The organism is Bifidobacterium myosotis, assembly GCF_002259745.1.
Classification (GTDB): Bacteria; Actinomycetota; Actinomycetes; order Actinomycetales; family Bifidobacteriaceae; genus Bifidobacterium; species Bifidobacterium myosotis.
Map to the genome: position 1 here is coordinate 33,113 of NZ_MWWW01000011.1, position 13,788 is coordinate 46,900.

Annotated in this window: 10 protein-coding genes; 5 read left to right on the forward strand and 5 right to left on the reverse strand. The window is 63.3% G+C overall.

The window, feature by feature from the left end; translation table 11 throughout:
* The first annotated feature begins 135 nt into the window (after positions 1–135).
* Positions 136–789, forward strand: a complete 654-nt coding sequence (locus tag BMYO_RS05580; protein WP_094667531.1) for a TetR/AcrR family transcriptional regulator — start codon at positions 136–138, stop codon at positions 787–789.
* Positions 790–831: 42 nt separating this feature from the next.
* Positions 832–2,088 carry an MFS transporter gene (locus BMYO_RS05585; RefSeq protein ID WP_094667532.1) on the forward strand — a complete coding sequence of 419 codons (1,257 nt, stop codon included), beginning with the start codon at positions 832–834 and terminating at the stop codon, positions 2,086–2,088.
* A 266-nt stretch (positions 2,089–2,354) separates the two neighbouring features.
* On the opposite strand, the gene murA is transcribed toward BMYO_RS05585, so the two are convergent.
* Positions 2,355–3,680 (reverse strand): UDP-N-acetylglucosamine 1-carboxyvinyltransferase, encoded by a 1,326-nt coding sequence (gene murA, locus BMYO_RS05590; protein ID WP_094667533.1) that lies wholly within the window; start codon positions 3,678–3,680, stop codon positions 2,355–2,357.
* Positions 3,681–3,957: 277 nt separating this feature from the next.
* Here murA and BMYO_RS05595 point away from each other — a divergent pair, with 277 nt between their 5' ends.
* A complete protein-coding gene (locus BMYO_RS05595) occupies positions 3,958–5,304 on the forward strand; it encodes an FAD-dependent oxidoreductase (RefSeq protein WP_094667534.1) in 1,347 nt (448 codons plus the stop codon).
* Between the two features lie 347 nt (positions 5,305–5,651).
* Here BMYO_RS05595 and BMYO_RS05600 read toward each other — a convergent pair whose 3' ends face one another.
* Positions 5,652–6,818 carry a beta/alpha barrel domain-containing protein gene (locus tag BMYO_RS05600; protein ID WP_094667535.1) on the reverse strand — a complete coding sequence of 389 codons (1,167 nt, stop codon included), beginning with the start codon at positions 6,816–6,818 and terminating at the stop codon, positions 5,652–5,654.
* A 422-nt stretch (positions 6,819–7,240) separates the two neighbouring features.
* On the opposite strand from BMYO_RS05600, the gene BMYO_RS05605 reads away from it, so the two are divergent.
* Complete coding sequence (locus BMYO_RS05605; protein ID WP_094667536.1) at positions 7,241–7,759, forward strand: Hsp20/alpha crystallin family protein; 519 nt, start codon at positions 7,241–7,243, stop codon at positions 7,757–7,759.
* A gap of 463 nt (positions 7,760–8,222) precedes the next feature.
* Here the strand turns inward: BMYO_RS05605 and BMYO_RS12115 are convergent, their stop codons facing one another.
* On the reverse strand, positions 8,223–10,244 hold the full coding sequence (locus BMYO_RS12115) for a CPBP family intramembrane glutamic endopeptidase (RefSeq protein WP_233428171.1): 2,022 nt from the start codon (positions 10,242–10,244) through the stop codon (positions 8,223–8,225).
* A 96-nt stretch (positions 10,245–10,340) separates the two neighbouring features.
* On the opposite strand from BMYO_RS12115, the gene BMYO_RS05615 reads away from it, so the two are divergent.
* Positions 10,341–11,192, forward strand: a complete 852-nt coding sequence (locus tag BMYO_RS05615; protein WP_094667537.1) for a response regulator — start codon at positions 10,341–10,343, stop codon at positions 11,190–11,192.
* A 33-nt stretch (positions 11,193–11,225) separates the two neighbouring features.
* Here the strand turns inward: BMYO_RS05615 and BMYO_RS05620 are convergent, their stop codons facing one another.
* Positions 11,226–12,659 carry a hypothetical protein gene (locus tag BMYO_RS05620; RefSeq protein WP_094667538.1) on the reverse strand — a complete coding sequence of 478 codons (1,434 nt, stop codon included), beginning with the start codon at positions 12,657–12,659 and terminating at the stop codon, positions 11,226–11,228.
* A 17-nt stretch (positions 12,660–12,676) separates the two neighbouring features.
* Positions 12,677–13,618 carry a DUF805 domain-containing protein gene (locus BMYO_RS05625; RefSeq protein WP_094667539.1) on the reverse strand — a complete coding sequence of 314 codons (942 nt, stop codon included), beginning with the start codon at positions 13,616–13,618 and terminating at the stop codon, positions 12,677–12,679.
* Positions 13,619–13,788: the final 170 nt, after the last annotated feature.

A 13,788-nucleotide genomic window follows, 5' to 3' on the forward strand; every position in this document is an offset into this window, starting at 1 on the left:
CAGCGCCCTTTGAAAAGTCGGGCAGGAGCGCCGCGTCTCTTTCCCGGCCGTACGTGCCGGCGGCGCCCCTAGCGGGCGATCTGGGGAATCGGAAGATTGGGGAATCGAGGGGAATCCCTCAGGAGAGGAGGTCATATGGCGCGCAACGCGCATCCCGAGGTAACCGAACAACGCATCCTTGAGGCCGCTCGCGACCTGTTCATCGAAAAGGGGTACGAGAAGACCACGATCCAGAACATCGTGGACCGTCTCGGTGACCTCTCCAAAGGCGCGATCTACCATCATTTCGCCTCCAAGGAAGCCATTCTCGACCGATTGAATGGCACCGACTGGAATCATAGCCAAGACATCCGAGACCAAATCATGGCCCGAACCGACCTGACCGGCCTCGAACGGCTGCGCGCGCTGTTCAGACTCGCCGTCGGGGATACGGAGCACAGCAAGCTCAATCAAGCGACGATGCCGATGCTGGACGATCCGGTCTGCCTCGCCTCCAACATGCATTTCTGGGCGGCGGAGCTGCCGGATCACTGGCTACCCATCATCGAACAAGGCGTCGCCGACGGCTCAATCCCCACCGAGTACCCGCGCGAGGCCGCCGAACTCATCGCGCTGCTCACCAATTACTGGTTGCTGCCCATGTTCTACCCGGCTTCGCCGGCCGAGTTACGGCATCGTGTCCGATGCTTCGCCGTCATGATGGACGCGATCAACGTACCGGTGTTCGATGAGGAGCTCATCAATCAGACCATTGATTTTTACCTATCGCTCAATGGGTCGCTCAATTGAGGAATCATCTCAAGGCATCATAAGGAACCATAAGGAAGCACCATGGCATCGCAATCACCACAACCACAGCAATCCCCGCTGCTCAGCGCGAACTTCATCCTGCTCGTCACCGGCCAGGGCATCTCTCTGTTCGGCAACCTGATGCTCCGTTTCGCCATGTCGATGTGGGTGCTGGACGAGACCGGTTCGGCCACCGTGTTCGCTTCGATTCTGGCGGTCTCCATCGTGCCGACCATCATCCTCTCCCCCTTCGGCGGCGTGCTGGCCGACCGCATGAACCGCCGGACCATCATGGTGGCGCTCGACGCGACCTCGGGCGTGCTGGTATTCGTCAGCGCCCTCGTCTTCGCCGCCATCGGGTTCAATATGGTCGCCATCGCGGTGATGCAGGTGCTGCTCGCCGTGCTCGGCGCGTTCGAGACCCCGACCGTGCAAGCCGCGCTCCCCCAGATGTACCGGTCCTACGGTCAGGCCACGATGCGTCAGGCGATGGCCGTGGTCAATCAGGTGCAGCAAGTCGGCTCGCTTCTGCCTAGTTTCCTTGGCGGCGTGCTCTACGCGATGTTCGGCATCCGCCTCATGATGACGATCACCATCGTGAGCTTCGCGACGGCCGCTGTGCTGGAATGCTTCATTCGACTCGCCGCGCCTGATCGCGGCGACGAACAGCTGCCGACACCAATCGAGGATCTCAAGTCCGGCATCCGCTTTCTTATCAGGGACCGCCCCAAGGTATTCCGACTGTTGCTGTTCGCGGCGGCGCTGAACTTCCTGATCACCGGCTACGCGGCGGTAGGGTTCCCCTACACGATCCGCACGGTGCTCGGCTTCGATGCAACCGTCTACGGCGTGGCCGACGGTCTGGTGGGCATCGCCGGCGTGATCGGCGCGTTCGCCGCGGGACTGGTCGCGGCCAAGCTTACGATGCGGCACTTCCCGATGGCGCTGCTGCTGTTCTCGCTGACCGTGGTGCCCCAAGCGGTGGTGTTCCTGTTGCCGGCAAGCCCCTGGATGCGGTTGGTGGTGCTGGTGACGTTCACCTGCTGCACGATGATCGCCTGCTGCTTCACCAATCTCATCGCGATCCCAACGATTCAGATGAGCACGCCGGAAGCCATGACCGGCAAGGTGATGGCCATGACCGCGGCCATCTCCATGTGCGCCCAGCCGCTCGGTCAGATGGTGTACGGCTGGGCTTACGACCGGTTCCCGGTGGCGGTCGTCCTGCTCGCCACCGCCGTCGGATCGGCGGCGCTGACGGCGCTCATGGTGCCGCTGTCGAAACGGTTCGACGCCTGACGTGACCTTACCGCGCTCAGCCCGAGTGCCATTGCGGATAAATGCCCCTGACAATCAACCAGCAATCCCACCAGCAATTCCCTCATGCGGGTCAAAACATAAGTTCCACACATCGTCGTGTTATGTTTCGTCCCAGCTGAGCAAGAAAAAACGGGACGAAACATAAGTCGATGATGATGAACACTTATGTTTCGTCCCGCAATCAGCCTGAAGTCGGCAATCACCCGTTACCGCCAGCCGAAATCGACCCCGGTCGAAATCAGCGCCTAGTCGAAATCGGCGCCGAGAGCCGCGAGCTTGCCGCGGAAGTCCGCGTACCCACGGTCGATGAGCGAGATGCCCTGCACGTTGGACGGGCCCTTGGCCGCCAACGCCGCGATGAGGTGCGAGAAACCGCCGCGCAGATCGGGCACGTCGATATCACGGCCGGTCAGCGGAGTCGGTCCGAAGATCACGGCCGAATGCTTGTAGTTGCGCTGCTGGAAGCGGCACGGCAGGGAGCCGAGGCACTCGCGGTACAGCTGGATGGTCGCGCCCATCTGCACCAGCGGCTTGGTGAAGCCGAACCGGTTCTCGTACACGGTCTCGTGCACGATCGACAGGCCGTTCGCCTGCGTCAACGCCACGACCAGCGGCTGCTGCCAGTCGGTCATGAAACCGGGGTGCACATCGGTCTCGATGGCCACGGGCTTGAGGTCGCCGCCCGGATGCCAGAAGCGGATGCCCTTGTCGGTCACGTCGAACTCGCCGCCGACCTTGCGGAACACGTTGAGGAAGGTCATCATCTCCGGCTGTGTGGCGCCCTTGACGAAGATGTCGCCGTGCGTGGCGAGCGCTGCGGCGGCCCAGGAGGCGGCCTCGATGCGGTCGGTGAGCGAAGTGTGAGTGAAGCCCTTGAGCTCCTTGACGCCTTCGATGCGGAAAGTGCGGTCCACGTCCACGGAGATGATCGCGCCCATCTTCTGCAGTACGGCGACCAAATCCATGATCTCCGGTTCGATGGCCGCGCCGGACAGCTCGGTCTTGCCCTCGGCAAGCACGGCGGCGAGCAGCGTCTGCTCGGTGGCGCCCACGGACGGGTACGGCAGGTGAATCTTCGCGCCGTGCAGGCCGTCCGGGGCGGTGATGTGGATGCCGTCCTCATGCTCCTTGTCCACCGTGGCGCCGAGCTTGCGCAGCGTTTCGAGGTGGAAGTCGATTGGACGGCCGCCGATCGCGCAGCCGCCGAGGGCCGGGATGAACGCCTCACCGAGACGGTGGACCAGCGGGCCCGAGAACAGGATTGGGATGCGCGAGGAGCCGGATAGCGTGTCCACATCGGCCACGTCGGCCAGCTGCACATGGGAAGCATCGATGGTAACCACGCCGTCGGCGCCGTCCACATCCACGCTCACGCCGTGCAGACGCAGCAAATCGGAGACCACATGCACATCACGGATCTCCGGCACATTCTTGAGCACGGACTTGCCGGGGGCCAGCAGCGCGGCCACCATGGCCTTGCTGACGAAGTTCTTCGCGCCGCGCACCTTGATGGTGCCGTTCAGCGGCTTGCCGCCCTCGACATGCAGTACATCGTTCGGATTCTCAGCCACGCCAATTCTCCCATTCCTCATGCGGTTCGGCCAAACACTATCGTCAAGTGTGCCATAACCCATGTGCGCACATCGTGAAAGGCGACGCGAATGCGCTGCCGGCCAAAGCAATCGCGGCAATGGCGGCATCCGGCATCATTCATTGGTACAGTTGGCACCTAGGGACCGGCCGAAGCGGACCGGTCCGCGACCACGGAACGGCAGCGCGAGACCGTCACGGCGAATATCGCCGCACGAACGAGCGCATCGCCGCCCGCCCATCCAGCAAAGGAGCATTATGACCACCGTCGCCGTCATCGGCTGCACGCACGCCGGCACGTTCGCCGCCACCTCGATTCTCGCCGAGCATCCCGATTGGACCGTTCACGTCTTTGAGCGCAACGGCACCCTGTCCTTCCTGTCCTGCGGCATCGCCCTGTGGGTGGGCGACCACGTCTCCGACCCGAAGAAGATGTTCTACTCCTCCCCCGAGGCACTGGCGCAGGCGGGCGCGACCATGCACATGCGCACCGACGTGACCGACGTGGACCTTGCGGCCAAGACCCTCACCTACCGCGCGCTGGACGTGGACGACGCGCCCGAGCAGACGCTCGCATTCGACAAGCTCGTGGTCACCACCGGCTCGCGTCCGGTGATTCCGCCGATTCCAGGCATCAACAGCCCCCATGTGCTGCTATGCAAGAACTGGGATCACGCCATCGCGATCAAGGAGAAGGCCAAGACCGCGAAGTCCGCAGTGGTCATCGGATCGGGGTACATCGGCGCCGAAATCGCCGAGCAGTTCAGCCTGACCGGCGTCACCACCACGCTGGTGGATGGTCTCGACCGACCGTTGGCCAACAACTTCGACAAAGCCATCACCGATCAGGTGGCGGCCGCGTTCGAGGAGCACGGCGTCACGCTGGCGCTCGGCCAGAAGGTGGTGGAGTTCCGCGACAACCCGGACGACACGGTCACCGTGGTCACCGAGAAAGGCGAGTACACGGCCGAGATGGCGATTCTCGCGGTCGGGTTCCTGCCGAACACCGACCTGCTCAAGGGCAAGGTGGACATGCTGCCGAACGGCGCAATCATCGTGGACGACTACATGCAGGCCTCCGTGCCGGACGTGTACGCCGCCGGCGATTCGGCCACCGTGTTCTACAACCCGACCGGCAAGCACGACTACATCCCGCTGGCGACCAACGCCGTGCGCCAGGGCCTCTTGGTGGGCCGCAACATCGAGGCCCCGACCGTGAAGTACATGGGTACGCAGGCCACCTCGGCCGTGCAGCTGTACGACCTGTCGCTGGCCGCCTCCGGCCTGACGCAGGCGGGTGCGGAACGCCGCGGGCTCACGGTGCGCGAGACCTCGCTCGTCGACGACTACCGTCCGGACTTCATGCTCACCACCACCCCGGTGACCTCGATCCTGACCTGGGACCCGGAGACCCGCAAGGTCAAGGGCGGCCAGTTCTGCTCCAAGGCGGACATCTCCGGCGCGGCGAACGTGATCTCGATGGCCATTCAGGCCGGGTTCACCGTCGATCAGCTGGCCAACGTGGACTTCCTGTTCCAGCCGAACTTCGACAAGCCCGTTTATTACGTGGGCGCGGTCGCCATGAAGGCCGCCGCCGAGGCCTGAGCCGCGGTTCAGACGGGGTTGCGGACCGCAAACGGGGCACAAACTGGGTACAGACGAACCGCAAAACCTTGCAACGCAGTCTATCTGCGTTGCAAGGGGTACATTCCGAACATCCCGGAGAGCTATCTGCTTTGCAAGGGGTACGCGCAACGCGATATTCCGACTATGAGGCGCGGTATTGCAACGCCAATACACCGTCTTTCAAGGAACAGGTACCCCTTGCAAAGCAGATAGCTCTCCGCAGGACCGCAGATGTACCCCTTACAAAGCAGATAGCCGTCCTGAGCGCACCCTCGGATGGCATCAGGACGGCTTGGACGGATGAACGCCCGGGCGCGGGGCTGTCGTCAGGCGCGGAGCTGCGCTTTGATCTTGTGCGCCAGCTCGGCATCCCACATGGCGCCGGTGGCGGACATCACGCTGTCGGCGCCGGCGGCCTTATACGCCGCGTAATCGTCCGGAGATACCACACCGCCGACGCCGTTGATTTCGAAATCAAGTCCCAAACGCTCGCGGATGGCGGCCAAACGCCTCACCATGTCGAGGCCGGCGCCGCGAATGGCGTTGCCGCACACGCCGGAACGGTCCCGCCCCGCGCCGGGCAGCGCCTGATTGCCGTCCTTGTCCACCAAGCGCGCGGAAATCGTGTTGATCGTGCTGAAGCCTTGGACCGTGCCGCGGCCGACCGTGGAACGCACCATCAGTTCCAGATCGCCGTCGCTCGGAATGAACGCCAGCTTGATCATAAGCGGCGTGTCTCCGATCTCGTTCTTGACGGCCTCGGTGATGCGGCCGACCAGCAGCGGGTCGTGGCATAGCAGCCGATTGTGTCCCTCGTTCGGGCAGCTGGTGTTCATCACCATGAGCCGCGCCCCGGTCTCCTTGACCAAGCGGGCCGTGGTGGCATGGTCGGCGATGTACTCCGCCTCACTCATGCCTTCGACGCGCGAGCCTTGGAAGCTTGGCACCAGCACCTGACCGGGGCCGGCGGCGACGATGGCCGCACGCATATCAGGCTGCCAGACGTCCGGGTCCTGGGAGGGCACACCGAAGCTGTTGGAGATGGAAATCGGCAGCTCGTAGTTGGTGTCCGCCAACACGCCTTCATCCAGTTCGGCGCTGCCGGGCGTCAGCGAGCCGTCCGCGGACTTCGGATGGACCGCGAGCACGTTCGGGAACGGATTGCAGCCCCATGCGCGCGAACGGACGGTCTTGTAGGTCGCCAGATCGAAGCCCATACGGAAGGCAGCAGTGGTGAAGCGGCTGTTGAGCAACGGCCCCGCGGGAATGCCGAACGCCAAATTGACCGGCTGGCCCATGAAGGCGGCGGCCCCGGTTCCGGTATTCGAAGCCCCCTCATTGTCGGCACTGGCACTTTCATTTTCAGCGGGCGCGGATCCCCGCTCCGGCGCCGACGCCTGCGTCAGCGCCTGTGCGAATGCGCCGAACGGGCCCTTCGCGTAGTTGTCTTCGTACGTACGGCTCACATCGTAAAAAGGCTCGAAATCGCTCATAAATCAACGATAAGCCATGCCCGGAACCGCACGCGCCCGAAACGGCCGCGAGGATGATGACGTCCTTCGGCGCAGCGTGGCACGATGCATCAGGGCATGGCACGGCACGCCCGACGCGTAAAAAACGGAAATGGCCTCTCCCTCTGCCCCGACAAGGGCAGAGATTCCTATCTTCGAGGCGCACTTTGACCGTATCGACGGGCGCCGACCCGGCGGGGACGTCGCCGCGCCATCGTTTCGCATGCGATTTCACTGTGGGTAAAACCCCGGAATGTTCCGGCCGGAATGGAATTGGGTGAAGTGAAGGTCAAAGGTTGAGAGCCCGGGAGGGTTCCGGAACCGGCCACGATAGCCGCCCGCCGACCGCAAGGTCCACGGGCGGCAAGCCAAGCCGGTTCTCTCCTATTCAAGGAGTACCGATTATGGCAATGTTTCCGGCTTTGATGAATGACACGATGTTCTCGGATTTGTTCGATGACCCGTTCTTCGAGGGTTGGCGCAACATGGACAACCAGGTGGCTGCGGCCATGCCGGCGAACATGATGAACACCGATGTGCGCGAGACCGCCAAGGGCTACGACGTTGACATCGACATGCCCGGCTTCAAGAAGGACGACATCAAGCTTGAGCTCAACAACGGCTATCTGACCGTGTCCGCCTCGCGCAGCAGCGAGCATGAGGACAAGGCCCCGGAGGCTGCGAACGCTTCGGCTTCCGAGAACTCCAATGAGCAGTGCGCTTGCGGCACGAACGAATCCGGCCGCTGGCTGCGTCGCGAACGCTACATGGGCTCGTGCTCTCGTAGCTTCTACGTGGGCGAGGACGTGAAGGAGTCCGACATCCATGCCAGCTACAACAACGGCACGCTGTGCATTCAGGTTCCGAAGATGCAGGCTCAGCCGCAGGTCGAGGCCAAGCACCAGATCGCCATTGAAGGCTGATTCGACGAATTTCGATAATCGCTGAACGATGTCCCGAGAGGCTCTGTCCGTGGGCTTGACTCAAGAATGATGGCCCGGCGGTTTCGTCCGTCGGGCCGGGCCTCCTCAGCGAGGAGGCAGATGGTCGGCCATGTCGGGGAGATGCTTGGGATTGTTCAGCTTTGATAATCAGGGTTATCGGGAGGACGCCGAATGAAGGCAATGGCTATGTTTTCACGTCGTCCGTTCTACGTTTTCTACGCCGACTAAGTTGACGGGCGGCGGGAAACAAAGCCAAGACCATACGAATGCCGGGTGAGGTTCACACCTCGCCCGGCATTCGTCGTTTTTCGGCGCGGTTTCGCCGTCGCCGGAACGTCGTGATTAATCAAAGTGATGCTCGGATGCCCTGCACCATGACACCATGACAAGTACACATCAGAACGTATCTGTCAGAACATATCTGGCCAATACGCGGCCGACACTACCCCATCAGCGCCACGAACAGCGACAGCGCGGTGAGGATGACGTTCGCCACCACGAAAACGATGAACGTGGGCGAGGCCCAGCTGGCATACGTGCCGGGAGTGGACCGGTGCGTGCGGCGATACCGCACCAGGCCTTTGCCGTACACCGCGAACACGATGGCCGCGCCGAGCACGCCGACCAGCATAAGGATGATCGAATACACCGTGTATCCCGTGTCACTGAGCCGCCCGGCAAGCAGGGTATCGACCACGCCGGAAAGCACGGCGTTGTTGAAGATATGCAGCGCAATGGACCACACCAACGAGTACTCCATCGCCACGAACCCGAGCAACAGGCCGAACAGGAACGCGAACGTGCCCTGCACCACATCGTCGTGGAACAATCCGAACACCAGCGCCGACGTGACGATGGCGAAGTTCCGGCCGAGAGGCTTGAGCTCCTTCATCAGCACGCCACGGAACATGACCTCCTCGCAGACCGGCCCGACAAGACCGATGTAGAGCCACATGCTCACCGTGGTGGCCGATTCGTTGATGCTGTCCGAGGTGGGCGAGATCAGATCGAAGTGGACGAATGACAGCAGCATCTGCCCCAGCGTCACCGCGCCCTGCACGCCAAGTCCGAGCACGATGAAGAGCAGGAACCATTGCGGCCGCATCCGCCCGCCGCCGTATTGGCTGACCCGGCCGCGCTGATTGGGTTCGCCGTAGGTGTCCAGATGCGGGCCGCCGAGCCAGAATTCGCGGGTGAGAATGTCACGCCGGCGCATGAGCAGAAGGAATACGAACGCCGTGAACACCGAGACCAGACTGATGATGCCGTCCCACTTGGAAGGGATGTCGCCGTTGTACGTGCCGCCCGTCGCACCGGCTTCGAAGCCCAGCACAATACTGATCACAATCGAAGACAGGAAGACGCCGACGTACATCATGCCCTCATAGGCGAGGGTGAGTCCCATCGCACGGGTGACGATGCGTCGTCGCCACGTACGCCATGCCTTGCGCGGGTCGAAGGGGATGGTGGGCGTGGCCAGCACGGGCTGCATGATAGGAGTTGGCGGCGCGATGGGGGCGACTGGCATAGGCGATGCAGCCGGTGCGGGCATGACCGGCGCAGGCGGCATGACCGGCGCAGGCGGCACAGCCGACGCGGAAGGCATAGCAGGAGCAGGCGGTATGACCGGGCCGGCTGGGACTGGACCGATTGACATTGGCGCAGCCGCTCCAACCGGAGGCACGACCGGCGTAACCGGAACTCCCGGCTGAACGGCATACGGCTGCTGAACGGCATACGGCGACGGCGCTGGCGAGGGCTGAGGCGCCGGATAGGTGGAATACTGCGGCTGCGCGGGTTCGACGTACCGCGGACCCGCTGCCGGATACTGGCCCGGATAGCCTGGGCCGTAAACGGGATAGTGCTGATATTGCGGCGGCTGCGGCAGGCTGTACTGCGGATATGCCGGATACTGCGGCGACACCGGTGGTTGCGCCGGATACGACTGGAGTTGCGCCGACGGAGCAGGCTGCATCGGCTGAGGTATCTGTGCCGACTGTGACGGTTGGGACGACGGTTGTGAAAACCCCGTTGACCATACTGCCCGGTCCGATTGCGCCAGTTGCTGCGGATTCGCCGGATACACCGGATACACCGGATATGCCTGCGGAGTTTGCGCATACTGCCGCGCTGGCGCATATGCTGGCGGCTGCGTCTGATCCTGCGACGGCACATAGGCCGCCGGCGACTGATTCGGCTGTGCTGGCTGTGCCGGATATGCCGGAACCGAATAATCCGCGCGCGGATGCGGCTGCGTCGTCTGCTGCCACGGCTGCTGGGAAACAGGCTGACCGGAGGCCGCAGGCATGGAAACCGTCTGCCGCACCGGTTGTTGCGGATGCAGTTGCTGCGGCGTCAACTGCTCGGTCGGCGGCACCGAAGACGACGTCATCCCCGACGGCTTTGGCTGCGAATGTGGCTGCGGCTCCGGCTGTTCGTGCGGCTGCTGCTCGTTCATGCTCATACGACTCAACCTATTCGCCCTTGCTGAACGAATTGTGACGATGTCCACAATTGTTGACGAAAGCCGCCCATGAAGCCCTCGCATTAGGATGAAAGCATGAATGTGGAGCGGAAACGCGAAACCATGCCGGTGTTGGTGGCGGCGGTGGACAACGATCGCATGGCATTGCTGGCGCTGAAGGGCATACTGCCCCAGCTGCTGCCGTCCTCGCAATGGCTGTGGGGTACCGGCGATGCGGACGAGGCGGTGGCCAAAGCGCTCAGTCCCGAGACGCGCCCGAGACTGCTGTTGGTGGACATGTCGCTCGGCGAGGCCACCGGCGTGAGCGTCTGCCGCAAAATCCGCACCCGCACCGACCGGGTGCTGCTGCTCGGCATCACCGCCTTCTCGGTGGAGACGTACGCTGAACGCATCGCCGCCGCCGGCGCGCAGGGCATTGTCTCCAAAGCCGACATCCCGCAACTGGCGCAGGCCCTCCGCACGGTGGCCGCGGGAGGCACGTTCATGCCAAGGCCAATGGCATCCACGCGCTCGATTGCATCACCAGTCGCTTCCAGGGCGTCCGCATCATCCGCTCCGCTCGCCTCGTCCTTATCGTCTGCATCGTCTGCCTCGTTCGCATCCCCCGCAGGCAATCCCACGTTCCGCGCCGCCGCCGAAGCCCATCGGCTACTCGCCGACGGCGGCACAATCACGCCGGGACGAGCGACCGGCGCGACCGATACGGCCAATCCCGATTCCGCCGTTCCGGCCACTGACCGCACCACCAAACTCGGAGCCAAGGAGGCGGAGACACTGTATCTGCTCTCGCGCGGCATGACCTACGACCAAATCGCCACCCAGTGGGGCGTAGCCTCCTCCACCGTCCGCACCCACGCCCACCGCGCCGTGGACAAGCTCGGCGCCCACTCCCTCGCCCACGCCATAGCCATCTGGCTCAGCCGCTGAAAGGTCTCAGGAGGATGGTCTCATAGCGAATCCTCACACCGGGATGTCGGCACTAAGCATCCATGTACCGTCCTGACGACTGGTGTTGAGGGTGCCGCCAAGCGATTCGATGACGTCACGGTGCAACGCCAGTCCGCTGCCGTGCTTACGCCCATGGACCAGCGTGTGCCGTTCGTCGGCGAGCGCGTTGACCTCGCTGATGCGGATACGATCATGTCCGATATCGACGAACAGGTTGTACGCCGGCTCGCCCTCACCCTCACCCTCATCCGGGGCCAGCGTGCCGTCCATCGCGTCCACCGATGCCATCTCACCCATCGCGCAGTGCCGCACGATGTTCGCGTACACTTCCTCAAGCAGTCCCATCACGGCACGCTGAGACGGTTTCGATACCACCGCATCCGGCACGCTATTGAACCGGCTTACACCTGCAAGTCCCAACATGCGCATCGTGCGGTCCTGATCCTCCACGTATTTCTCGACCTGGATATCAAAGGACACGTCGCCAACCGAATCGCCCCGAGCGTCGGCATCAGTGTCAGCACCAACGTGGCCAACCGAACCGCCGACACCGGTGGCCCCTTCCCCTTCCAGCTCGGCCAGATCGCGTCTGCCGTTGAGTACGTCAATCACCTCGTGTACGCGGTCCAGCGCGTGATGCGACCTCGCGTAAATCGCGTCAAGCATCTGGCTGTCGTCCTCCGCGGCCTTTGCGCGCCATGCGAGCATCGCGATGGTGGACATGTCGTTGGCCACCGAATCATGAATCATATGGGCCAGCTGCTGCTCGCGGGTCACGCGCCCCAGCAGCTGCTCGGCGCGAGCGGCCCGCTCCCCTGCGGCTGCGGTGCGCCGGAACGCGGCACTGCACATCGTGAGGAACCCCAGCACCATCAAATCCAGAACCAGCGTGGATACGAACACGATGGTCGCGTATTGCGGCAACGCGGCGGCGTCAGCCCCCAACATCACACCCGACTCGGCCGCTGCATCACGCTGGATGCCGTTCAGTCCGTCAATCACACCCTGAATCAGGGTGCCGCCCAACGATCCGGCCCCGAACCAGACGAACCCTGCTGCATCCAATGCCGAAAAGCCCACCGGCAGCACAATCGCGGCCCATCGCGGCATCACGTAGCCGACGGTCAGGAACAGCCCAAAAACCGCGAAAACGCCGGTATTCCAAGCCCCCTGCCCCGGCAGTCCGGTCGTGACGAGACTGAGCAGCAACCCTGCAACGCACAGCACCCGCGGTGCGAACGGCAACGCGGCCACCAGCACCAGCCAAGCAAAGGCGATCAGCATCTGCGCCGGACTGTTCGGCGGCCAGATAATCATCGACGCCACTTCCAACGTCTCGACGATTACGCTCGTCTTCGCCAGAAAATGAGGCGCATGCCACCAATCCAGCACCCGACGGACGGGCTGCGGCAAGCCCGGAGACGGCATTTTCGTGGGTCCCATCATCGTCGGACTCTCCTTGCTCATTGCCCTGGGTAACGCGGGGCGCCCGGCCGGTCGAACCGCATGCCCTTCGGATTGCTTGGACCGATCATCAGCACGATAGAAGCCAACAACGAGAGCAGATACATGCCGAAGAACGCGAGCAGCGACACGATGACGGCCTGCGCAGAGCCCACGTCATCAAGTGTTCCGCCGGAAGCCTGCGCCATCGCGATGATGGTACCGATGAACACCGCCACCGCGCCGATCTGCAACGCCGCAGGCAGCAGCACCCACCAGCCGCGTCGGTTTTCGTCGTGCAGGCGACGGACCGCCAGTGACAGATTCGGGATGAACAGCACCAGCCGGGCAAGGGCCGCAGCGTTGTCCATGAAGTCGTCCAAGGGAGAGCTGCCGTACTTCGTGCCGGCGGTGTCGCTGACGCCAATCAGCTCGCCCACGCCGTACGCGGCCACGCCCACCGCACCCACAACGAGGATGTTGAACAGGAACGCCCACCAGTATTCGCCGCGTGAGGCCCGACCGTGGAAGATGAAGGTCTTGCGGAAGAACCGCGCAATCGCCTTGCCGAAGCCGATGCCGTACCACGGCACCCACAGCGGCGGCTCATCGTGCAGTAGCCATTGGCGTGGGGGCTGCGGCACATTGCCCGCGTACGGATTCGGGGACGGGCCGACGACCGCCGGATACCCGACGACCGCCGGATAGCAGGGGGCTGCGAAGCCGTTATCGCCGAGTCCGTTGTCTCCCGAGGCTCCCGGCTGCGGCGTGAACGGGTTCTCGCTATGCTGTGGCGGTTGTGGCGGCTGTGGCGGCTGCGGAGATTGCGAATGTTGTGAAGGCAGGGATTGCGTCGGTTCGGCCGGAGTCGGCACCTCATTCGTCGTCAGTCCATCGGCATTGCCACGGTGGGCACTAGGGATGTTCGGTTCCGGGACGTGATCGGGATCGGATCGGTTCATGATTGTTCCTTTGCTTGGCTCCGGTATTGGGCCTTGCCTCTACTCAACCGTATCCGCCCCGCCCCGTCCAGTTACGATGGCCGTCGGTCAACAGATGTGTACCGGTCCTCTGTGGGCGCAATCACGTCCGATACAGTGGGTGAGGCACACATCATATAGAGGGATGTAGA